The 23,912-nt window shown below is 57.3% G+C and carries 16 protein-coding genes; 10 read left to right on the plus strand and 6 right to left on the minus strand.

The annotated features are described in order from the left end of the window. The first annotated feature begins 77 nt into the window (after window positions 1-77). Together Pan97_RS20640 and Pan97_RS20645 are read left to right on the plus strand one after the other, a co-directional pair. On the plus strand, window positions 78-2,279 hold the full coding sequence (locus tag Pan97_RS20640; protein ID WP_165698879.1) for a serine/threonine protein kinase: 2,202 nt from the start codon (window positions 78-80) through the stop codon (window positions 2,277-2,279). 13 nt (window positions 2,280-2,292) lie between these two features. After that, window positions 2,293-4,035 carry an adenylate/guanylate cyclase domain-containing protein gene (locus Pan97_RS20645; protein ID WP_144975924.1) on the plus strand — a complete coding sequence of 581 codons (1,743 nt, stop codon included), beginning with the start codon at window positions 2,293-2,295 and terminating at the stop codon, window positions 4,033-4,035. Here the strand turns inward: Pan97_RS20645 and Pan97_RS20650 are convergent, their stop codons facing one another. The 3 genes from Pan97_RS20650 to Pan97_RS20660 all read right to left on the minus strand — a co-directional run bounded on the left by Pan97_RS20650 (window position 4,036) and on the right by Pan97_RS20660 (window position 8,212). Then, window positions 4,036-5,469, minus strand: a complete 1,434-nt coding sequence (locus Pan97_RS20650) for a bifunctional folylpolyglutamate synthase/dihydrofolate synthase (RefSeq protein WP_144975926.1) — start codon at window positions 5,467-5,469, stop codon at window positions 4,036-4,038. A 482-nt stretch (window positions 5,470-5,951) separates the two neighbouring features. Then, complete coding sequence (locus tag Pan97_RS20655; RefSeq protein WP_144975928.1) at window positions 5,952-6,965, minus strand: DUF1559 domain-containing protein; 1,014 nt, start codon at window positions 6,963-6,965, stop codon at window positions 5,952-5,954. Window positions 6,966-7,201: 236 nt separating this feature from the next. Continuing rightward, window positions 7,202-8,212, minus strand: coding sequence for a DUF1559 domain-containing protein (locus Pan97_RS20660; RefSeq protein WP_144975930.1), 1,011 nt, complete (start codon window positions 8,210-8,212; stop codon window positions 7,202-7,204). 492 nt (window positions 8,213-8,704) lie between these two features. Here Pan97_RS20660 and Pan97_RS20665 point away from each other — a divergent pair, with 492 nt between their 5' ends. The 4 genes from Pan97_RS20665 to Pan97_RS20680 all read left to right on the plus strand — a co-directional run bounded on the left by Pan97_RS20665 (window position 8,705) and on the right by Pan97_RS20680 (window position 14,765). Beyond that, a complete protein-coding gene (locus Pan97_RS20665; RefSeq protein ID WP_144975931.1) occupies window positions 8,705-9,634 on the plus strand; it encodes an ABC transporter ATP-binding protein in 930 nt (309 codons plus the stop codon). Between the two features lie 63 nt (window positions 9,635-9,697). Next, entirely contained in the window at window positions 9,698-11,566 is a 1,869-nt protein-coding gene (locus Pan97_RS20670) for an ABC transporter permease (RefSeq protein ID WP_144975933.1), read from the plus strand. Beyond that, window positions 11,563-13,467, plus strand: coding sequence for a hypothetical protein (locus Pan97_RS20675; RefSeq protein ID WP_144975935.1), 1,905 nt, complete (start codon window positions 11,563-11,565; stop codon window positions 13,465-13,467). The genes Pan97_RS20670 and Pan97_RS20675 overlap by 4 nt, the downstream gene beginning before the upstream one ends. An 11-nt stretch (window positions 13,468-13,478) precedes the next feature. Continuing rightward, complete coding sequence (locus tag Pan97_RS20680) at window positions 13,479-14,765, plus strand: MauE/DoxX family redox-associated membrane protein (protein WP_144975937.1); 1,287 nt, start codon at window positions 13,479-13,481, stop codon at window positions 14,763-14,765. Here the strand turns inward: Pan97_RS20680 and Pan97_RS20685 are convergent. Further along, window positions 14,762-15,433 carry a class I SAM-dependent methyltransferase gene (locus tag Pan97_RS20685; protein ID WP_165698880.1) on the minus strand — a complete coding sequence of 224 codons (672 nt, stop codon included), beginning with the start codon at window positions 15,431-15,433 and terminating at the stop codon, window positions 14,762-14,764. The two genes, Pan97_RS20680 and Pan97_RS20685, sit on opposite strands and share 4 nt — an antisense overlap. Before the next feature lie 176 nt (window positions 15,434-15,609). Between Pan97_RS20685 and Pan97_RS20690 the strand changes: the two genes are divergently transcribed. The 4 genes from Pan97_RS20690 to ilvB all read left to right on the plus strand — a co-directional run bounded on the left by Pan97_RS20690 (window position 15,610) and on the right by ilvB (window position 22,376). Next, window positions 15,610-17,421 (plus strand): serine/threonine-protein kinase, encoded by a 1,812-nt coding sequence (locus Pan97_RS20690; protein ID WP_165698881.1) that lies wholly within the window; start codon window positions 15,610-15,612, stop codon window positions 17,419-17,421. 133 nt (window positions 17,422-17,554) lie between these two features. Further along, on the plus strand, window positions 17,555-19,360 hold the full coding sequence (locus Pan97_RS20695) for a hypothetical protein (RefSeq protein ID WP_144975943.1): 1,806 nt from the start codon (window positions 17,555-17,557) through the stop codon (window positions 19,358-19,360). Further along, complete coding sequence (locus Pan97_RS20700) at window positions 19,357-20,223, plus strand: glycosyltransferase family 2 protein (protein WP_196782169.1); 867 nt, start codon at window positions 19,357-19,359, stop codon at window positions 20,221-20,223. The genes Pan97_RS20695 and Pan97_RS20700 overlap by 4 nt, the downstream gene beginning before the upstream one ends. A 422-nt stretch (window positions 20,224-20,645) precedes the next feature. Continuing rightward, on the plus strand, window positions 20,646-22,376 hold the full coding sequence (gene ilvB / locus Pan97_RS20705) for a biosynthetic-type acetolactate synthase large subunit (RefSeq protein ID WP_144975945.1): 1,731 nt from the start codon (window positions 20,646-20,648) through the stop codon (window positions 22,374-22,376). A 59-nt stretch (window positions 22,377-22,435) separates the two neighbouring features. Here ilvB and Pan97_RS20710 read toward each other — a convergent pair whose 3' ends face one another. After that, window positions 22,436-23,122: a hypothetical protein gene (locus Pan97_RS20710; protein WP_144975946.1), complete on the minus strand. Its 687-nt coding sequence runs from the start codon at window positions 23,120-23,122 to the stop codon at window positions 22,436-22,438. Between the two features lie 128 nt (window positions 23,123-23,250). Beyond that, window positions 23,251-23,886 carry a TetR/AcrR family transcriptional regulator gene (locus Pan97_RS20715; protein ID WP_165698882.1) on the minus strand — a complete coding sequence of 212 codons (636 nt, stop codon included), beginning with the start codon at window positions 23,884-23,886 and terminating at the stop codon, window positions 23,251-23,253. Window positions 23,887-23,912 lie beyond the last annotated feature (26 nt).

Below are 23,912 nucleotides of genomic sequence, written 5' to 3' on the forward strand. Positions count from 1 at the left end.
GATAGTAACGATTGGTACGGAGGCATTTAAGCCGTAAAATGTGGCGATCGACCCAATCTTCGAACTCTTGTAATGTTATGAGCCTGGACGAAACGCAACGACAAACTCCGGGGCAGCTAAGTGCGGCGAAACATTTGAGCCGCCCCAAGGGACGCCCCCCTTGCGACATACCTGGCTACGACATGGATTCGTTGCTGGGGCGAGGAGCCTATGGCGAGGTCTGGGTCGCCACCGACCAAAACACAGGCCGCCGGGTCGCCATCAAAATCTACCACCATCGTGGGGCCCTGGACGAAAGCCTGATCGCGGCGGAAGTCGAAAAGCTCGTCTTCCTCTCGGCCGATCGCTACGTGGTCCAATTGCTGGAAGTAGGTTGGAACGCGGAACCTCCCTACTATGTCATGGAATATCTCCCCAATGGTTCGCTGGAAGATCTCCTGCGGCGGGGTGGAGCCATGGATGTCGAGGACGCGATCCAAAAATTCAAGGACGTGGTCATTGGTCTGTTGCATGCACATGGGAAAGGCATTTTCCATTGTGATCTGAAGCCGGCCAATATCCTACTCGATCAAGATGGCAAGGCTCGCATTGCCGACTTCGGCCAATCGCGGCTCTCGAACGATCAGCGGCCGGCCCTGGGCACATTGTTCTTCATGGCCCCGGAACAAGCCGACATCGAGGCCTCGCCAGACGTCCGCTGGGATGTCTACGCGCTGGGGGCACTGCTCTATACGATGCTCGTCGGGGAGCCTCCGTTTCGCTCTTCTTCCAGTGTCGGACAAATTGACTCGACGTCCGGGCTGCGCGATCGACTGGAAAAATACCGCCATGTGATCGCGATTTCTCCTCCACCAGACGCGCACAAAAAGATACGAGGGATCGACCGAGAACTGATCCAGATCATCGATCGGGCCATCGCCGTCAACCCGCGCGAGCGATATCGCAACGTTCAGGAAATCTTCGATGCGCTCAATGAGCGCGAACGCAATCGTTACCGTCGCCCGTTGATCATGCTGGGGATCCTGGGCCCGGCGATTTTGCTGACCATTGGCTTGTTCTTCGGCTGGCAGAACTACAAGGCCGTCATGCGCACCAGCGAAAACGCCATGATTGCCAAGACGTACGAAAGCAACCGATTCGCTGCCGAGTTGGCGGCAACTAACGTTTCCAATGCGATCGAAGACCGATTCAAAGAGGTGGAGCGTCTCGCGGCCGATCCCGAGTTCATTGACCTTTACTTAAACACGATCGACGATCCGCAGCTGAGTGAGCTACTGGATAAGCTTCATGCGGAACGGGCCACCGGATCGAACCAAACGCCAGAACGTCTCGCGTTTCAATCGCATCCAAAACGACAGCCCCTGCAGCAGCGGATCCGCGCCCAGTTCGAGCTTCCTTCGCAGAAGAATACGGCCAGTTGGTTCGTGACTGATGCCCAGGGATTCCATATCGCCTCGTCGTTCGACTCGGATCCATCTGTCTCGCCAATTGGGGGCTATTTCGGCTATCGAACGTATTTCCAAGGGGGTAGCTCCGATCTCGCGCCGACCGATCCCACCCCCAAGCCGATTCAAGATACGCACCTCTCGGCAGTGTTTCTCAGCACGGCCTCTGGCACATGGAAGGTCGCCATGTCGACCCCCCTGCGTTCTCAGGGGAAAGTCGTGGGGATCGTGGCCATGTCGATTGACGTGGGCAAGTTCACGAGTCTCGATCCGGCCGAACATCAGTTTGCGGTGCTGGTCGATGGACGCGATGCCCCCACGCAAGGCGTCATCCTGCAGCATCCCCTGTTCGACAAGCTGCTTGAAGGGGGCGATATCGTTCCGATCCGCTTCTCGGAAGAGGACAAGTACCGCGTGAAGCTCGGCAAGTTTGAAGCCGGGGTTCCAGTCGTTGGCCAGGACCCCATCGGCCGCGACGAGTTAGGAAAAGAGTACGACAAATCGTGGATCTTCGCCGCCAAGCGTGTGTCGCTCCCTCATCGAAGTCAAAAAAACGAAGACGACCCGGGAGACACCGGCCTGGTGGTCGTGGTGCAGGAAGACCATCGATTCGCGGTGAAACCGATCTACGAGCTTGGCGATCAACTTTCGCGCCAGGCAATCCTGGCTGCCAGCCTGATTATTCTCGTGGTCCTGACGCTATGGTATTTTGTGGTAAGGGCTCTGCGTCGCGTGAAAGTCGGAGCCATGGCCATCGGCGACACAAGCAGTGTTATTCCACCGCATGAATTGACGACCATCATCGCGCCGGCCAAGACGGGTACCAAATCATAAATCAGGGGCCAGAATGGCTGAATTGTTCGCCCGAGACACGCTCTCCTCGCAGCGATGGCGTCGACGATTGGTTCCCAATCAGCCATTTGTCCTGGGACGTACGACCCCCAAATTCCCGATTGGCTGGGACAAGCAAATCTCTTCCAAGCACGCTCAGCTGAACTGGAACGGCGTGCAGCTGGAAATCCGCAAGTTTGAAGAAGCGGCCAATCCCATCTTCTTCGACTCACGTCCGCGGATCTCGTTCATGCTCGATCCAGGCCAGCACTTCGTGATCGGGCATACCGAATTCCTGCTGGAAGACTCCGAGCCGACGATGCCGCTGCCCCATCGCAGTCCTCGCACGGAAGTCACGATTCGCCCGGAAGAGATCCGCCGCACCTCCTTCCGGAAGACGCCTGGCCGTATCGAACTGTTGACCGAGTTGGTCTCGAAGATGACCGCTTCGACCGACCACGACCAGCTGATTACCATCACCCTGCAGCAGCTCTTGCATGGGATACCCCACGCGACCGACGTCCAGTTGCTCGAGCAAACGAAATACGAGAACTCGCAGAGCTTCACGCCGATTGCCTGGGATAGCCGCGACGGTGTCTCGACGCCCGGCGGATCGAGCCAAAGCCTGATCGAAAACGCCACCAGCTCAGAGATGTGCGTGTTGCATGTCTGGCCCAACGAACCTGATCCGGCCGATGCTAACTTCACGCAAATCGCCGGGCACGATTGGGCGATGTGTATTCCGCTGGAGATCAAGCTGCATCAGGTGGCGGCGCTGTACATCTCGGGCAAGCGAGCACGGCTTGAGGGAAATCTGACCGAGGTCGAGATCCTGCAGGACGACATTAAGTTTGCCGAACTGGTCGGCTCGACGTTCGCCAACCTTTCGCGCAACATGGCTCTGGAGCGCCGGCAGTCACAGCTGAATCAGTTCTTTACGCCGGGCCTTCTGGATCATGTTTCGAGCGATATCGATAGTTACCTGGCTCCGCGCGAGGCGGGACTGATGGTCCTGTTTTGCGATCTGCGGGGCTTCTCGGCCGCGACCGAAGAGAACATCGACCGGCTGATTCCTTACCTGCATCAGACTAGCGAAACGCTTTCGATCATTACCTCGGCAATCCTGGCCCAACAGGGAGTCATTGGCGACTTCCATGGAGACGCGGTGATGGGCTTTTGGGGCTGGCCGGTGGCAGCATCCGAAAACCCCCTGGGCTGCATCCAAGCTGCCTGGGAAATCGTCCAGGCATTGGCCGGAACCGAATTCCTCTGCAGCGAGGCGCCTGCCAAAGCCGGCATTGGCATCGCCGCCGGCCAGGCCGTCGCGGGCATGATCGGAAGTCGCGATCAAGTCAAAGTGACCGCGTTTGGTCCTCCGGTAAACCTGGCATCGCGAATTGAAGGAATGACCAAACATCTGGGCATTCCCCTTCTGTTAGACGAACAGGCCGTCACCCAGTTGCAGAGCCATCCGTCGATGCCTCCCAATACGTTCTTACGCCTGGGAAGCTTTCGCTTGTCGGGGCTGCGTCAGGCGACGCAGCTATTCACGGTCAATTCCGGCGAACTCACCTGGCTGCCGATGTTCTCGCAGGCACTCATCCAGTTCGAGGAAGGGCACTGGGCTCAAGCGATTCCGATGCTCGAATCGCTTCCCGCACCGTTTGGTCCCAGAAACCTCCTATTGCAGTTCGTGCAAGAACACGAGAACCGCTGCCCAACTGACTGGAACGGCACGATCCACCGGCACACCAAGTAGCTACCGTGTCGCCGGGGAAGTCGCCGCTTGCGTATTCGCACCAATCTCGCGCCAGAAACGCTTGAACTCGGCCGCGATAAAGAACGAGCCGGTCACGACCAAGACATCTTCCTTGTCCATCGCGGCCAGGGCTTCATGGAATGCGACCTTGGCTTCTTCCGTGGTATGAATGGGCAGCGAAGGGTCGTACTCAATCGAGTCGATCACTTTCAAAAGCTGCTGCGGACTGGCGGCCCGGCTGCTGAAGCCATACTTGGTGAACCACACCTGCTGGAACACGCCCAACAGTTGCGAGAGGACCGCGGCATGATCCTTATCGCCGCTGGAGGCGAACACCAGGTGACGCCGTCGATCGGGGAAATGCTTCTGCAGCACGCTGACCAGCGCCTCGGCGGACGCATCGTTGTGGGCAGCGTCGACAATGACCACCGGTTGCTCGGATAAACACTCGATTCGGGCAGGTAGCTGGGTCGTCTTCAGGCCTTCCTGCAAGGCTTCCGGCGAAATCTCGTGCCCCTGCTCGCGCAGCTTCTCGACGGCTGCCACCGCCAGACCGGCATTGGCGACCTGGTGGTCCCCTTTCACGCTGATCGTCAGTTGCTGCCTGGCGCTTGCCTGCCACTGAAATTCAAACCCCTGCTGAAAGAGCCCCGCGGCATCGGTCTGCTGCCAACAGTCTGACAGCGGAACGCTGGTAAACTGATCATCGAGTTGATCGAGGGTCGCATGACTGTGTGCCGCGACGTCGGCAATCACCTTTTGAGCTTCCGGGGCCATCACTCCGCTGATGACCGGGACGCCTGGTTTGATGATCCCGGCCTTCTCACCGGCGATTTCCGCCAACGTGTTTCCCAGCAGGGCGGTGTGATCGCGGCTGATGCTGGTAATGATGCACAGTTGAGGTTGGCACACATTGGTCGAATCAAGCCTGCCGCCGAGACCTACTTCAATCACCGCAAAATCGACGTCACGCTCGGCGAACAGCAGAAAGCTCATGGCCGTGGTGATCTCGAAGAACGTCAGGCGATCTTCCACACTGGCATTCTCATCCATCTGGGCCACGACCGGTCGGATGGCGTCGACCAATTGGACAATGTCGTGATCGCTGCAACTGTCGCCATCGAGCCAATAGCGTTCTTCCAGACGTTCCAAGTGGGGTGAGGTGAATCGCCCCACGTGGTAGCCAGCTTTCCACAGAATGTTGGAAAGAAACGCCGAGGTCGAACCCTTTCCCTTGGTGCCGGCCACGTGCACGATCTTCAGGCGGTCTTGCGGATTGCCCAGCCGCTGCAGGAAGGCCTGCATCCGATCGAGCTTGAAGTTCCTCGATCGGTAAGGGATGTCGGTGGTGCGCTCGTAATTGATCCGCTGGAACAACCAGTCCAGGGCCTCCTGGTACTGGGGCGAATCAGAATCAACTTGGCTGGCGTCCAACGAGGTGACTTTCTCGGAAGCGTAAGCGGGCAATGGAAGCAATAACCACCCATATCTTAACGAAAAAGCGATACGCCCCCACCGGCATCGACTGTTCCCCTGCTGAAAACAGAAAACTGGATACGAGAATCAAGAACAAAAAAAAAGGCCGGTTCACTGCGGGGTGAACCGGCCTGAGTCAGGAGACGGACGTTTTTGCTTTCAACGGGGGCTCGTTTCGTTGGACAGACGAAACGAGAAGTTGGAGGTTGCACGATGACGTTCGGGGGAACATTTCGTACGAGCTTGTTTGGAAGTAAAGCACTAGGCGTGCCAATTCGACCAATAAACTTTTCGAGAAAAACGCAAACCATGCACGGGAAAGCAGTTACAGATTATCCCAAGAAATTTTTGCTAGCAGAGTAAGCGTGCCGGTTTGTAACGATTGCAATTTGTACAAACCGGCTTTTGAAGTTCCTACCGTTGGCCAGGCAGTGGGACGACTACAACTTGTTCCGCAGCGAGACCTCGCCACCGAATCGAGTGGCGACCGTGCGGTAGACGTTCAAGTCGACCGTTTCGGTGACTTTGCTTACGCTTCCGTCAGCGAACGCCACGTTGACCACGCCGGGGTGGAAACTGCGGGCCGTGACGGCGGCCATGCAAGGGTTCTGATCGACGTCTCCTGCCCCTTCGCTGTTGTTCACGAAGTCGGCCGGCTGCAAACGACCATCGATGTTGAAGATGGTGTTGGGGGTGAAAAACGCGGTGTAGCCGGTTTGCTGGACGTTACCACTGACCCACTGCGTGTGCCCGCTGGGGGCCGTACTTGAAGTCACATTGCTGTTGATCTCGCCAGCGACGGCCGACAAGGCTGGGATGCCGGTGGAATTGTCGTACACCGAAGCACTATGAAACCGCGTGAACGTGTTCACCTCCGAGAGAGCCATCGTGTTGCTCGTCCCGTCGGCGAATTCCGCGATCCGGGTAAACCGATTGGCCCCAAATGCACCGTCGCCAGACTGGGCACCGTCGTAGACCAAAAAAGTGCCAATCGATAACGCGTAGTTCGAAGGAAAGTGGTCTGGCACGCCGTCTCCAGTAACGTCAACCGATCGCAAGTTGACTTCAGAGGGGCATTTGAACATATCGAGTTCCACCGCCGGCAGCGGTACGCCGACGTTCAATATGTTCGAGGCGGAACCGTTCGACTGGTATGCCGTGTAGGAGGTTCCCCAGTCGATCGCCGCTTCCAGGGGACCTTGTTCGATAAATGGCAACAACCGAGCAAGCCCTGACCATTGCCCACCACCGTCCCAGGATGGGGGAAACGACCCGTATGTGTCGTGATAGGTGTGAGTTGCCAGGGAAAGCTGCTTCAGGTTATTGGTGCACTGCATTCGTCGAGCAGATTCGCGTGCTTGTTGCACGGCCGGCATGAGCAATCCGACCAGCACGCCAATAATAGCGATCACCACCAACAATTCGACAAGCGTGAAACCGTGACGATGTTTCATTCGAGACGACCTTTGGAAAAGCTCTGGCAGGGAATAGGGAGGAACGGGAATACTTCCCCCGCGCTAGATACCTGAATGATACCCACCTGTGCGCCATAAACCGAGTGATTTTGCCACGTTTTTCGTCTTATTTTGCGTAACGACGCCGCTTCAGGCCTTAAAAAACGCCGCCTCGGAATGATTCGCGGGCGGCGCTGTTGATTTTCAGGCTCAGAATCGATCTCAATAAGAGCGTACTACAAATCGTTCCGATTCAAGACTTCACCACCATTGCGGGTCGCCGCGGCGCGGTAGACGTTCAGGTTCACGGTGTCGGTCACCCGCGAAACCGATCCGTCCATGAACGCGACATTCACGACGCCCGGATGGAAACTGCGAGCCGTCACCGCGGCAAGCGTCGGGTTCGAGCTGAGCCCGCTCTGGTCCTCACGCTTGTTGGTGAAGTCGGCCGGGGTTGGTCGGCCAGCGCCAATGTTGAAGTCGGTGTTCGGTGCGAAAAAAGCGGTGAAACCCGTTTGATGCGTCTTGCCGTCGACCCACTCGGTGTGCCCGGAATTGCGAGTCGAGGTGGTCACGTTCGATTCAATATAGGAAGCAACATCGGGAAACGTGGTAATCTCAGCCGTTCCGTAAGGAGCATTATCTCGATCGTAGTGGGTGTAGGCTTTCACCTCGGAGAAACCCATCGTGTTGCTCGTGCCGTCGGTCAAATCCGCCATCCGCAGATACTTACCAGGAGCGAACGCCCCTTCACCCCCGTTGGAACCATTGTAGACGTACCAGACGCCCATATTGATGGCATAGTTGAGGGGATAGTTCTCAGGCTGACCTGAACTATCAACGCGCTGCTGGTCCTTCACCTCCGACGGACAAAGCAGGGCGTCAATTCGCAAGGCAGGCAGGGGAATGCCGTTGATCAGCGTTTCATGCGAGCCACCGTAGTGGTACTCGTGGTAGTCCACGCTGTAGTCGATTTCAGTTTCGATGGCCTTCTGCTCCAGGAAAGGAAGCAAGCGAGCCTGAGCGGACCACTGGTTGTTTCCCCCCTGAAAACTGGTCGGAAACTTGGTGAACGTGTCGTGATAGTTGTGCGTGGCGAGGATCCACTGCTTGAGTTGGTTGGTGCACTGCATCCGCCGCGCGGCTTCGCGGGCTTGCTGCACGGCAGGCAAAAGAAGGGCAATCAGGATTCCGATGATGGCAATCACCACCAACAATTCAACGAGGGTAAAACCATTTCTCTTCATCCGGCGGGGACCTTCTCTATTCGGGATCAGTAACCTGAGAACTTGATAGGCCAACAAAGCAGGGCTTTATGATACAAAGTCTCAGTCCATCTTCTAGGCCCGGCGGGGGATTCTTACCTAATTAATCTCCAAGTATTCCCTTGCGCCCCTACCGGCAATGTGCATGACCTAAACCTCGAACAGGCCCCTATAAGCGGTAGAAGTGGGACATTAAGTAGGGAAGATCTTGTGAAGTCCTTACCCTCTGTCAGCTTGGTTCCTTGTCACGTTGCATCAGTGGATTTATAGTCGGACTTTTCCCTCTTTTGTTCTTCCCTGGGTAGAAGGAAAGAGAAAAGCAGGCACCGCTAGCCGAACCAAGCTGGCTGAACTGCGTAAACAGGGGATATCGGGTCGAAATGCTCTGTTTTTAGGGGGCAGCGGCTCGCCATCATTCATTGCAAACCTTTTCTTACTCACTATTAAGCACCACCGTGGCTTGAAACAGGTTCCATGGCATCGGTAGAAACGCAACCGCAATCGTCTAAATCCTCGTCCGACAACGAAGTCATTATCGAAACGCGTAATCTGACCAAGATTTACCGCGACTTCTGGGGGCGTCAAAAAGTCCGAGCCCTGAAAGCACTCGACCTGGAAGTGCGTCGCGGCGAAATCTTCGGCCTGTTGGGTCCGAATGGTTCCGGCAAGTCGACGACCATGAAGCTTCTGCTGGGGCTGCTCTTTCCGACCAGCGGCCAGGCTCTGGTCTTCGGCCAAGACCCGACCAGTATCGCCACCAAGGAACGCATCGGCTATCTGCCGGAAGAGTCGTACCTCTACCGATTTCTCGATGCCCGAGAAACGCTCAACTTTTACGGCCAACTGTTCAACATGCCTGCCGATGTTCGCCAGAAGCGGGTCAACGACCTGATCGAGATGGTCGGACTCAAATGGGCCGAACGCCGTCAGTTGAAGGAATACTCCAAGGGTATGACCCGCCGTATTGGTCTGGCCCAGGCCCTGATCAACGATCCCGAACTGATCTTCCTCGACGAACCAACCACCGGCTTAGACCCCATCGGTATTCGCGAGATGAAGGACCTGATCCTGAAGCTGAAGGAAGAAGGCAAAACGGTTCTGGTGACCAGCCACCAGCTGGCCGACCTGCAGGACGTTGCCGACCGAATCGCCATTCTGCATCAAGGCGAACTGAAAGAACTGGGGCGCGTCGACGCCCTTTTGAAGGTGAGTGACGAAACTCAGATCCGCGCCAAAGGGGTCAGCGAAGAAGCCAAGGCCGAGATCCGAGCGATCCTCGAACGGGAGCATGCCGAGAACATCTCGGTCGAGAACCCAACCACCACGCTGGAAGAACTCTTCCTGAACATCGTCCGCGAGAGTGAAGCCCGACCTGGTCGCCGTGCCGGCTCGGACCGTTCTTAGTCCCGTTGCCTACGCACCTAGGCCCAACCTTCCACGCGAATCATCGATTAAGAAATAGTCACCATGGGGATTGAAGATACCATCCAGCCGCTCAGCGAGTGGCTCCTTCCCATCCCGGGGCAGCAACTCGGTGGGCTTCTCACGTTCCTGATTGCCCTGGTTATCCTGATCGTCTGCGGTCTGGTATTCGGGTTTATCGTGTCGGTGTTCCGCAATGGTCCGTTCGAGGCCTTCTATGCGGTGTTCGGCACCGCCGTGAAATCGGTTCCGGAACTCCTCTCGATCTCACCCCGCCGCGTCTGGGCAATGACCTGGCTCGCATTTCAGGAAGCGATTCGCAAAAAGGCGCTGCTGGTCTTCGCCCTGTTTATGGTCGTGCTGCTGTTCGCCGGTTGGTACATCAATCCCAGTGCCGAGCAGCCCGTTCGTCTTTATCTCACCTTCGTGCTGACCTTTCCCAAGTGGCTCGTTCTGCTGCTGGTGATCGCGCTGAGCGTGTTCAGTCTGCCGGATGACATCAAGCGCCGCACTATTTACACCATCTACACGAAGCCGGTCCTGCCGAGCGAATTGTTCCTCGGGCGCTTGTTCGGTTTCGTGGGCGTCGGAACGATCGTCTTGTTCGCCATGGCATTGGTCTCCTATATCTTCCTGCTGCAAGGCTTCAACCACACGCATTACATCAATGCGGACGAGCTTGTGGCCGGTGAGAATGGCACGCTCATCGGCGAAACGACCGAAGCGGCAGGTCACAAGCATGCCGTCACCATCTATCCCGACGGCAACGGCGAGACCGACCGCACGCACGAACACCGCCACGCGATCAGCACCAACGAAGGTGCCAGCGGCGACGAAAAGTACACGGTGCACGGCCCGACCGACATGTTCCAGGCCCGCGTGCGTCACATCGGCACGGTCCGCTTCCTGGATCGCTCCGGGAAAAACGCAGCCCCGCGCGGCATCAACGTCGGCAAGGAATGGGAATACTTCAGCTACATCGAAGGGGGCTCGTTCGGCGCCGCCATCTTCACCTTCGAAGACATCAATGAAGGGATGCTCACCGAAGTCACCGAAGGGGACGAAACGAAGCATATGCTGCCGGTTGAATTCAACCTGAGCGTCTTCCGAACTTACAAAGGGATCATCACCGAAGGTATCCGCGGGAACTACTACTTCAAGAATCCCGAGACGGGCGCTCGCAGCATCGCGATCCCCTTCACGGCGAAGGAAGTGTCCGACCTGCACTATATTCCTCGCACGCTGTCGAACTTCAAGGCCGACTCCGAGAAACCGGAACTCGATCTCCTGGAAGATCTGACCACCGAGGATGGTGGCCGATTGGAACTGTGGATCCAGTGCGTCGAGCCAGGCCAGTACTTTGGCGTCGCTCAGAACACCGTCTACATCCTGGAAGCCAACCGTAATTTCACGATGAACTACGTCAAATGCTACTTGGGCATTTGGTTCCAGGTGATCCTGGTCATCACGTTCGGCCTGGTCTTCAGCACCTTCCTGAATGGTCCGGTCGCTTTGTTGGCTTCGTTCCTCGCCCTGGGCTACGGCAGCATCGCCGGAGAGGTGAAAGGCCTGGCCCGAAATGTGATCTTCGGTGAGAAAACCGGCTGGTACGGGGGTGGTCCCGCGGAAGCCATGGTGCGACTATTCACCCAGAAGAACATCATGACGGAACTGGGCGACTACTTCTGGGTAGACGTCGTCAAAGGGATCGATATGGTCTTCGCCTTCATGATTTACGCATTCGTGAACATGCTGCCTGATTACGGCATGTTCGATACGCAAGGTTTCGTCGTCGACGGATACAATATTCCTATCGCCGTCGTTGCGGAACAACTCGTCACGGTTCTCGGCTTCCTGATCGCACTGGTGGCGGTCGGTTACTTCTTTCTGAAATCGAAAGAAATCGCGGCATGAACAAGAACAAATCTTTTCAACATAAAGTTATCTACGGCGTTTGCATGATCGTGATTCTGATCGCGGTCTCGTTGATCAGCCGTCCGGCGACGTCCGATCAACCCGGCGGGATGCTCGCCCAGATGCGTCGCGACTATCACATTTCAGATGCCCAACTCGGTAAGGTCGACCCGGCCAGTGAAGCGATGCGGCTCTCGCTGTTGGGTCTCGACGGCGTGGCGATCACGTTCCTGTGGAGCAACCTGAACGAGTACCAGAAGACCGAGCAGTACACCCTGATGGAGGCCACCGCCAAGACCATCTCGTACTTGAATCCCCACCTCTTGAAGGTTTGGGAATTCCAGGCCTGGAACCTCTCGTACAACGTTTCCCGCGAGTTCGACAATTACGAACACCGCTACCTGTGGGTCAAACGTGGCATCAACTACCACATGGACGGGACCGAGTACAACTACAACGAACCCCGCATGATGAACTCGATTGCCCACTTCTTCGGCAACAAGTTTGGTAACGCCGACGAAAAGGAACAATACCGCGAGATCTTCCCCGAAGACGATCTCTTCCACGACGAAATCCAAAAGCACCTCGAAGGCACCGTTTACTCGGTAACCGAAGATGCCGAAGGGGTCCAGGAAGGCAAACCCGATCACTGGCTGGTCGCTCGTCTATGGGATAAGTGGGCGACCGAAGTGGTCGACAACGGTCTGGGAAGCATTGGCGCGATGTCGCCGACGATCTTTTACCAGTATCCGGCCAAGCGTCTGATGAACTTCGGCGAGGCCATCGAAAAAGAAGGGCACATCTCAGAAAAGGCGCAAGCCGCTTGGGCTCAGGCCCACGAAGAGTGGAGAGAATACGGCGACCACGAACTTCCTTCCACCTACGGCATTCCGATCAAGCTGAACGACTCGGACCGTCTGGGTAAGGAAATCGAAGAAGCCAATGCCAACTTCGATAACGCCTACGACAAGTACGCCGCAGAAGTCAAACAAGAGAAAATCTCGAAGCTTCCCGAAACGACCCGAGAGGCCCTCGATACGCCGGAGGCAGATCGCACCGAAGAACAGGTTCAACTGGTCAAAGCGGCTCAGAGCGCGTTGCAGCTTTCACGAATCGAAGTCGTGAAGCACATCCAGGACAAAGCCAATGCTTTGAAGAAAGAATCGGCGGACTCCCCCGAAGCCAAAGAGCTGGCACAGTCCGCTCTGGAAGCCTCTCGGGAAGCAAACCGCCTGGGCGAGATGGAATTCCTGAAAGGGGTCATCGACCGCCAGAAGGACATCGTCGCGTTCAACTACTGGCAAACGCGTGCCCTGTCGGAAAGTACCGATCGTACGGTCGCAGCGCGTCGCCTGGTCTACGAAGCCCACGAAGCCTACAAGGATGCCAACCTGGTCAAGGCTCGGGAACTTTACGAGCAAGCCTGGGACAAATGGATCGCGATCTACGAAGACTATCCCGAACTGCGTGAAGATGCATCGGCCGACGTTTTGTCCGATTCCATCAAAGAATACCGAGCCCTGCTGAATCAGTTCGACCAGGACATTTCGCCGAACTTCCCGCTGATCGATATCCTGCGTTCCAACTCGGACGTGTTCATCGAGCCGGTCTGGAACCCGGATGACGCTCCAGCATCGGAAGACAAGCCAGAAGAAAAGGCCGACAGCGAAACGGATGATTCGGCTTCCAAGCCGATGGATGCAGAAAAGCCAGCGGCCGAAACGGAAGCCAAGCCGATGGAAGCCGAAGCCAAGGAAGAACCTTCCACGGAACCAGTCGCCGAAAAACCAGCTGAACCTACGGCCGAGCCGGAAGCGACCGACGCCAAACCGGCGGAAGAGCCGGCGGAAACCAGCGAAGAAGCTTCACCAACCGAAGAAACGACTGAGGCCGATTCGTAAGGCTTTCCCGAGTGAGTACAATCCCTCCAGAATCTTATGAGGCTCGATCCGCGACGGATCGGGCCTTCTTGCTTTACCAGCGGGCAGTCCCCTTCTTTCTTCTTATCCTGGTCGCCGTGACCTATCCCTTGTGGATCGATCAGACCGCATTCCCAGCAGTTCCGATTATTGCCGAGCTATGCCCTGTCCCAGGCTTGGTCGACATCCTGCTGTTGGCAACCCTCACTGCGATCTTGATGACCGTTCAGATTATCGGGCCTCAATCGCCGAAGGCTTCCGCGCCGTGGATCGCTTGCTCCATCATTCTGGTGCTCTGCTTCTGTCTGAATCAACATCGCTTCCAACCATGGGCCTATCAATTCGCTGTATTGGGATTTATCTTTGGCTTGGCCCCACCCAGAAATGCCCGGCAAATGGCAATGTGGATCTCGCTGAGCATCTATTTCTACTCGGCGCTCTCCAAGCTAAACCCTTCGTTCGTCAACGAACTGGGCTCGGACTTCCTGGTGACCTTCAGCTCGATCGGGGGCATGTCGTTGTCCCCCGATCAACTGGCAGCCTGGAAGTGGTTGGCACTTGGATTCCCGCTGTTTGAACTGCTGGCGTTCGTCCTGCTGTTGATGCCGCGAACGAGAAAGCTCGGCGTGGTCGCGGCGTGCATGATGCATGTCGGCCTGATCGTGGTGCTGGGTCCGCTGGGCCTCTCCCACAGTTGGGGCGTGCTGCTGTGGAACGTCTTCTTCTTCACCCAGGCCATCCTCCTGTTTGGCTTTTCCGAACCAGCCCAGGAAGAAGAAACAGCACCGGCAGGCACCGCTGGCCTGCGTGTCGCGCAAGTCATCTGCGGCTGCGTGATCCTCTTCCCGACGCTCGAACTGGTAGGGCTCGGCGATCCTTGGCCAGCCTGGGGACTGTATGCTTCGCACGTCGGTCGAACGCACCTTTTCCTTTCCCGACATGCCGTCGATCGTCTGCCAGAGCCACTGCGAGCGTACGTCGACACCGAATCGTCCGACGACTTGTTCGTTCCGTTCCGCTTGGAACAGTGGTCGCTCGAGACGACCGGGGCCCCCATTTACCCGGGTCAACGTTTCTCGCTCGCCGCGGCACGTGCGCTGGTCAACAAAACCGATACGGCCAGCGCCGCGCGACTAGTCCTCGAGTCTCCCGCTGGTCGGCTTCAAGACGACCGGGAAGCCGACACGTTCTCCGGGGACAAAATCGCCATGGAAGCCGATCGACGTTTCTGGCTGAACACCAAGCCGCGGGATGCGTTCCTGCAGGATCGAGATCGCTAATTCTTTTGGCCTGCGAACAGCGCCACCGAGCCGACCTGCTCGATCTCAACATTCGTTAAACAGGTTTCGAGCACTTCCCGGAGCGAGGCCTCTGTATCGTGCTCGTTGCCAAAGATTCCTTTCCGGTTATACGAGGCCATCACATGCCGTCCCAACCATGAACTGGGACCCGGCTGCCCCAAGATGGTCGCGCCGAAGAGCTTGCCATCTGCCTCTAAAGCGGCACTGGCGTGCTGAATGACTCGCTTGCGAAACTCGGGATCGCCTGGCAAGCAGTGCAGCACATACATCAGCGAAACCGACGAGAACTGGGCCATTGCCTCCTTAAACGGCTCGGCCAGATTGGCCTCGTACGTTTCTGGCTTGTATCGCTTTAACTGCTTGGCAGCGGCGGCCAGGCAGTTGGGGTTCGCATCCAACAGGCCGATCCGGGCATCATCGGAAAACACCGAACAGTGGTCGAGAAAGTAGCCGGTTCCCACGCCGATATCCAAATGATTGCTGGTCGCGTGCTCGTCGAACCAGGCGATCAACAGCTGCGTCGGGCAACTCCAGAACCAACGATTCGACACCCCATGCACGATCAAGTCGTACCACCGCAACAGTCGCGGCGTGTAGACCTGATGTCCGGAATGGATATCCCAATTGTCGGTGTTTACGGAAGCCACGTGAAAACGCCCCGTTTTCCAGATTTGATGGAGGAAAGCAGAAACAATCCGTTGATTTTCCTAACAAATTGGTGTCTGCTGATAGGATACCCCCGCTTTTGAGCTAATAGCATGCGACAACATCTTGTCGCGCATCCACGATGAAAGACGATACCACGAGGGGAGTCTGGTTCCCTTTGTATCAAGAATTCGTAGAGCGTTGGGCCGCGGACTCTCCGCCGGACCTGGGGAACTTCATATCCCGTGTTGCCCCGGACGAACGTTTTGATCTGTTTCGTCAGCTCATCATGCTTGATGTGTGCGAGCGACAGAAGCGCGGGCTCGAAGCAGGCAGGGCCTACTACAGCGGTAAATTTCCCGAATTCCAACCCCTCATTGAAAACGTCTTTGAGCGCATCGTTGAGCAACTCGGCGAAACACGTGGGTCTGGCTCGTCCTCGCGCGATACCCATACGAACTTCTCGCTGGATCAAACCGCTTCCCACGGAGAGCCTCATGCCCAGCACCTTTGGGAAGCCTTGCAAGACTGTCAGGCTCATCCCAACGAAGTGATCGGGCTGCAAGCTGGCGAATACCAGTTCCTGGAACTGATCGCCCAAGGTGGCATGGGAACCGTTTACCGTGCTCGCCATCGGACGCTCGACCGCCTGGCCGCCATCAAGCTGATGCGTCCCGAGGCATCGACCGATCGCTTCATTCGCGAAGCTAAACTCCTGGCCCGCATCCGCTCGCCCCACGTCGTTTCCGTCTACGACTTTTCGGTGCTTCCCAAGGGATCGCCCTTGATCGTGATGGAATGGATTGATGGCATCGATCTCAAACGCATCATCAAGGAAAGCTCCGAACTGATCTCGGAAGAAAAGATCGTCCAGTGGATGCAGCAGGTATGCGAAGGGATGAACGCCGCGGCGAAGTTGGGGGTGACCCATCGCGACGTGAAGCCCTCAAACATCCTGATCGACCGCGACGGCTACGCTCTGGTAGCCGACTTTGGCCTGGCCCGCAGCGGGATCTCGTCGACCGACTTCTCGATCTCCGGCAACATGATGGGCACTCCGCTTTACATGGCGCCCGAGCAGGCCGAAGATCCCCGCAACGTCGACGTGCGTAGCGATATCTACGCATTCGGCGGAACGTTTTACCACGCGGTGACCGGCAAGCCTCCGTTCGTCGGAGAGACGGCGTTCAGCATCTTGTTCAAACACAAGATGGAACCGATCGTTCCTCCCAAAACCCACAACCCGAACATCTCCGACCGCGTGAACGACATCATCGAACGCTGCCTGGCCAAGAGTCCACGGGACAGGTTCCAGTCATTCGACGAAATCCTCGTGCAACTGCGTGACCCGGCCGATAGCGTTTCGCCGTGGCAGTTCAGCGACAGCAAGATCCTCCAGTCGTTCCGGGCGATGTTCGAGGACCAGAAAGAAGATTACATCCGCAAACCTGAGAAGTTCATGCGGCCTGACCCATACTATTTGCCCAACGGCCGCCGCCTGGAAATCGTGTGCGGAGACGTCACCAAGCAGCATGTTGACGCCATCGTCAGCTCGACTGACTGTCGACTTTCGCTCGATATGGGCCTGGCCAAAGCGGTCAGCGAAGCAGGCGGGCCGCTGATCGAGTTCGACGTGCGTAGGCTAGGCATCAACCGCGTGCCGCCAGGACGTGTCGTCGTGACGCCTGGCAGCGAACTACCGGCGCTATACGTCTTCCATTCGGTCACGCGCAGCGAAGTCACCGGCGTGACCCCAAGCCGCGACTTGATCTCTGAAATCGTTTCGAACTGCATGTACAACGCGACGACGCTCGGTATCGAATCGATCGCGTTCCCTTTGATCGGTACCGGCATCAGCCGATTCACGGCAGAGGTTTGCCTCGATACGCTCTTCCGCAATCTGGTCCGCCGACTTCTGTACGAGCCCACCAGCTTGAAGGTGGCCCGCATCGTCATCCGGCCCACGCAAGACAAAGAGCAAATCGTCTAGCTCTTCTTGCGGTGTGATCTGGCGCGGTTGTAGCGATTGCGCAGCCTGTTGCTACTTGTAGGCGACTTTGAGCTACCCCATTCTCTGTTGCACGCCCGTCGGGATTGCATCTTTTGCGACCTATGGTTGACCAATGGGTCTGTCCCCTGCGAACCATCAGGTCCTCGAAAACGTGCAAGATTCGTCTCTCAATCCGAACACTACCGCGCCGCGATCCTGGTCGGCGTGGGCCATTGTCGCCGCAACGATGTTGGCAGCCGCCATCGCCGTCAGCCCCAATGGAGCCGATCCCGATTTGTGGGGGCACGTTCAATACGGACGAGACGCTCTGCAGGAAGGCCTGGCCCGCACGACCACCTACAGCTACACCGCCAACGGCTACCGCTGGATCAATCACGAGAACCTCAGCGAGTTGGCCCTGGCGATCGGCGTCGACACGATCGGCCCCGCTGGTCTGCTGGTTCTCAAGACACTGCTGGGCCTGGCGATTTGCCTGGTGCCGTTCTGGAAAGCGAAAGACTTTGCCAAGAACCCGCTGCCGGTCGTCGTGGTCTCGCTGCTGATCGCGGTGAACCTGACCAATCATTGGAACGTTCGGCCGCAGCTGTTCAGCTTCGGGTTCTTCGCCCTGCTCTTGCTATTGATCGAATTCGCGTTCACCGGCTGGCAGGGGCACTGGAACTTGCCCTGGCTGACCTCGCTTCGCCGAGGTGAACCGGCCGACGCGCTGAGTTGGAATCACCGCTGGGTGAAGTTGATGTGGCTGGCCGTTCCGCTGTGCTTCCTATGGACCAACACCCACGGCGGCTTCATGGCGGGCGTCGGCGTTCTCTGCGTTTACCTGGCGTGCCGCATGATCGAAGCCGCCACCATGCACCGGTGGAAGGCCTCCGGAATGCTACGCCGATTGGCGCTCATGATCGTCGTCGCACTCCTCGCCACACTGATCAATCCGTACAGCTTTGGGCTGCATCAATGGTTGCTCGCAGCCCTTGGCGAGCCGCGTCCCGAAATCACCGAATGGCACCCGCTTTACTCGCTCGACATGTTCAGCATTGCGTTTGTGGCGATGGTGGGCGTGATCGTGTTGTCGCTCACGTTTTCTCGCAAACCGCTCGACTTCACGCAGATAGTCGTCTTGCTACTGGTCGCCGCGCAAGCCGTCATGCACCAGCGTCACGCCCCTTTTCTCGCCATGCTGTGCGGGTTCTGGGTCACGCCGCACGTGGTAAGTGTCTGGCAGCGCGTCATGCAGCGAGCCTACCAGAGCGAAAAGAGCCCTCACCCGGCCATTGCCTGGGGTGTGGTGGTGATCGGCGGAATGCTGTTTGCCTTGCCGATGTTTCATCGCCTGAGCGTGATGCCAGTCTACCGCGATACATACCCAGTCTCGGCGATGGAGTTCCTCGACGAGCACAACCTGCACGGCAAGACGATCGTTTCCTACAACTGGGCGCAGTATTTCATTGCGGCGCGCTGCAGCGCTGGCGACTCCAGCGTTCAGTTCGACGGGCGATTCCGCACCTGTTATCCGCAAGCGGTTGTCGATCGTCATTTCGACTTCATCCTGGGTGACGAGCCTAGCATGCGAAATCGCAAACTCGCAGGCCCCGTCGATCCCACGGCCGCCCTGATCGAAGGAGACCCGAAGCTGGTTCTCTTGGATCGCGGCCAGCCTCATTCCGAACACGTGATGCAGGAAGTCACCGGCTGGACGCTTCTGTATCAAGATTCACTGGCACAAATCTGGGGACGCAGCGACTTGTTCGACGAACCCCAGTCTCCCGAATACCTCGCCCCACAACAGCGTTCGATTTCGAATGCTGAGCAAATTGGCTATGTTGCCTGGCCTGCGATACCCAAGCATGACGGCAACAACCACCCATCATCGCACTTGGCCCGTGCCAACGGCACGACAACCACACGAGGGCAACCATGAGCACCAGCTTACTGACACCAAACTGCGGAGCATCGACCTGGGAACCAATCGACGATCATCCGCTCGATTTGGCGCCGTACGAATTTCGACTGGCCGATGCCCAGTCTTTGGCCGAAGAGATGCTGTCGGATGCTGATCAGGCAACCGTCGTCGACTACCAACTCCCGCACGACTTCCGCTTGTCGGTGATCGTGCCGGTTTACAACGAAGAGTCGACTGTCGCTGCCGTGATTCAGCGGCTGATGCAGTTGCCATTTCGCACCGAAATCGCCATCGTCGACGACGGCAGCACCGACGCAACACGTGACGTGCTAACCCGCCTGGCGCACTTCTGCGATTTGAAGATCTTCTATCACCAAACCAACCAAGGCAAAGGCGCCGCGATCCGCACCGCTTTGCCCGAAGTGACCGGCGACGTGGTCGTCATTCAAGATGCCGACCTCGAATACGATCCTCAGGATCTGGTGCAGGTCATTCGCCCGATCGTGACGGGCGAAGCCGATGTCGCCTACGGATCGCGATTTCTGGCGCACGATGGCAAGTCGAAGGAGACCTCTTGGATCCGACAACTCGGCAATCAAACGCTGACCTGTATTTCCAACTGCCTGACCGGCTTGCACCTGACCGACATGCAGACCGCGCTGAAGGCCTTTCCACGCAAGGTCATCCAACAGGTCCAGTTGCAAGAGAGCCGCTTCGGCATCGAACCGGAAATCACCGCCAAGCTGGCCAAGCGAAACTATCGCTTCGTCGAACGCCCAGTCACCTACAACGCCCAGGACTGGTCGGCCAGCAACAAGATCACCTGGAAAGACGGCCTCGCAGCCCTCTGGTGCATCCTACGCTACCGCCTGGCCGACTAACCAACGACCCAGACCTTCTCCCCTCGCACGGAGAGGGACTGCAGGGCGCTGCGCGAATCGAAGAACCTGAGATCGATCTTTGCACTCGCTATAAGATCGTCGCATGTCTATTCGTAAATATCCGCGCAACTCAACGTGAACATTCCTACCCGAGACCCTCCAAATACCCTGTTTTAGTGGTTTTCCGCACCTGAAAACGGCCTGATTCGGTTGAACCTCGGGCCGTAGTTGCCTATCCTTATAGTTTGGACCAATATCCCCGGACTCCGTCTACGGGCATAGGGCCTTTTGATCACGGGATTCAGGCAATCCATACCGCGCGTGCACGGTTTGCACCTGGATTGGGTCCAATCGGAATCTGTTTCAATCACCGGAGAAAATCTGTGAGTACTTCGACTGAAAAATCTACGAAAAACCAAGTCATGCTAGGCGCCGACATCATGATCGAATCGCTGGTACGACATGGCGTAGAAGTACTCTTCGCATATCCCGGCGGTTGCAGCATGCCGCTGCACCAGGCGCTGACGCGTTACAAAGACAAGATCCGCACGATCCTCCCTCGTCACGAACAAGGCGGCTGCTTCGCGGCTCAGGGGCTCGCACGGTCGACCGGCAAGGTCGGTGCCGCCATGGCCACTAGCGGTCCGGGCGCGACGAACCTCGTCACCGCCATCGCCGATGCCAAGCTCGACAGCATTCCGCTGATCGCCATCAGTGCCCAGGTTCCGCGTGCCGTGATCGGTAGCGACGCGTTCCAGGAAACGCCGATCGTCGAAGTTTGTCGCGGCATCACCAAGCACCATTACCTGGTGACCGACATCAAGGACCTGTGTCGGATTATGAAGGAAGCGTTCCACATCGCCACGACCGGCCGACCAGGCCCCGTGCTGATCGACATTCCGAAAGACGTCCAACTCGAACAAACGGTTCCCGATTGGGACTGCGAAATGGACCTGCCGGGCTACAACGTCACTTCTCGAATCGCCAAGCCAGAACAAATTCGCCAGGTTGCCGCCGCGATCAAGCGTGCCAAACGCCCAATCATTTACGCCGGTGGAGGTATCATCACCTCGGAAGCTTCCGAAGAACTGCGTGAGTTGATCAAGAAGACCGGCATCCCAACCACGATGACCGTGATGGGGCTGGGTGCGTTCCCGAATTCCGATCCGCTGTCGCTCGACATGCTCGGCATGCACGGCACCGTTTACGCCAACCTGGCCGTGAGCGAGTGCGACCTGCTGATCAGCTTGGGCGTTCGATTCGACGACCGCGTGACCGGCAAGCTGAGCGAGTTTGCCAAGGATGCCAAGATCGTTCATATCGATATCGACCCCGGCGAGTTGAACAAGAACAAGATCGCCCACATTCCGATCGTCAGCGACTTGAAGCCAGCTCTGAAGATGCTGAACGAAGTGGTCGAAGCCCCTGAGGACATTTCCGACTGGGTAGCTCACTGCCAGGACATGAAGAAGAAGGACCCGTTGACCTACAACAAGGACTTCGACGGGATCCTGCAGCAGCACGCCATCGCCGAGCTTTCGCGCCTCACGCAAGACCGCGAAACGATCATCTCGGTGGGCGTGGGTCAGCACCAGATGTGGGCGGCTCAGTTCTACCAGTTCAAGAAGCCGCGTACCTGGATGTCCAGCAGCGGTCTGGGCACGATGGGCTTCGGCCTGCCAGCGGCGATGGGGGCTCAAGCGGCCAACCCGAATGCCCTGTGTATCGACATCGAAGGGGACGGCAGTTTCCAGATGAACATCCAGGAACTGGCGACCTGCTACTGCGAAAACCTGCCGGTGAAAGTGCTGCTGCTCAACAACCAGCACCTGGGCATGGTGGTGCAGTGGGAAGACCGCTTCATGGCCGGTAACCGAGCCCACACCTACCTGGGCCCGATTCATCACGAAGAATGGTACGGCAAGGGTGAGGACATCTACCCGAAAGAGACCTACCCGAACTTCGTCCAGATCGCCAAGGGGTACGGCTGTGGCGGTGCGACCATCCGCGCCAAGGCCGACCTGCTTCCCGCCCTGGAAGAAATGATCGCCTACGACGGCCCATACGTGCTGGACGTTCAGGTTCCTTACCAGGAACACGTCCTACCGATGATCCCCAGCGGCATGACCGTGAAGGAAATGATCAAGTCGTAGGACTTGCCAGGCCACGGAAATCAAAGAAGACGGGGAGCGAGAAATGGCTCCCTGTTTTTTTATGGCTTTTGTTTCGGTGTCAGCCACACCAACACGCCGTCGTATTGTTGATTGGCCAGAGCGCTGGCGTGGTCATACGTTCGCAGCAAGACCACCGGTCGGCTGGCATCAAAGCCTTGCTCGATCCGATTTTGGGGCATCCCTTCCGTTTTTCGGAGGCCATCGGCGCGCGTCCAGGTCATCTTTTTTACTGGGATAAACTGGGCAGATTCGCTGGGCGGAAAGTACTTCGTTCCCGGCAGGTGACGAACGCGAAGCCGCTGGGTCCATTGCCCTGTGACCTGGCCATCGTCGATGATGGGCTCGTAAGAAACAGAAATCAAAGCTTCGCCAGGCGGAAGCGTTCGATCCGGCCAAGCGATGTACGGTAACGAATTAGGATCGATGTCATCCCGCTGAACGTTCAATTGATAAACGCGGCCCGGCGGAAGAATGACTCGCCACTCCCAGCTCAAGTCTTCCGACTGGGGCACGCTGGCAACGTGAATCATTTCCTGCTCGCGAGAATCGAGCATTCCCAGTTCGCGCCCTGCCCATTCCGCTCGATCTAGCAAGAAGAACAAGGCCCGCGGCGAGCACGCCAAGATCATCACGAACAAGAAGATCGTCAACAGCACAATCCGCCGGGCCATCGCAAAATTCCACTTCCGAGGTGAAATGACGCGGCCAGAATCTTCGTGACTCATGGGCACTGCTCCGCAAAAGAGTAGAGTTGTCCCCTGAATGTAACGAAGATTGTTCGCGATGGCGAGAAATTCGTTGAAGCACGTGAAAGTTAAAAGGAGTCGCCACCGAGACCATCCAACCTTGCTGATTAATAGCCAAGCAGCCGCAGCGCCGTATCGACCTGGGCTTCCAATTGCTTTCGGGTCGCCTTAGGCTTTCGGCCGAAGAGGGCCCCCAGGTGATTGCGGGCCAACGCTGCCCCCAGAAGCGTCGCAGTCATTTGATCGACGTCCTCAATTTGCGGGCCGATGCCTTCATCCCGAGCGCGTTCGACCGCTTCGGCCAGGTAGCGACGGGCTTTCGAGATCACACGCTCGTGGAAATCGCGAGCCAGCTTCGGCGTTCGTTCCGCCTCCGAGATCAACAGACGCGTCAGGCGAATTTGCCGGGCGGACATGATGAACTGAACCATCGCATGCAATCGTCGGCGAAGCTCGGCCCCGGCATCGATGATCTGTGTTTGGTCGTTTTCCCAGGGAGAATCGCTCAAACCGCCCACCATCGCGGCGAACAGGTGATCCTTGTCGGGGTACTTCGCATAGAGTGTCTTCTTGGACATGCCAGCCGATTTGGCGATTTCCTCCATCGTCGCCGCACCGTAGCCAGTCGAGGTAAAAACCTCTTCAGCCGCCCTTAACAGACGCTGACAGCGTTCTTTTTCGGTGTAAACCGGCGGACGGCCAGGCTTTGCCTTGTCGGCTTCGCGGGATGGGGGTTTCGACATAAACGTTGACTCATTAGCGGAAGACG

The organism is Bremerella volcania (genome assembly GCF_007748115.1).
Classification (GTDB): domain Bacteria; phylum Planctomycetota; class Planctomycetia; order Pirellulales; family Pirellulaceae; genus Bremerella; species Bremerella volcania.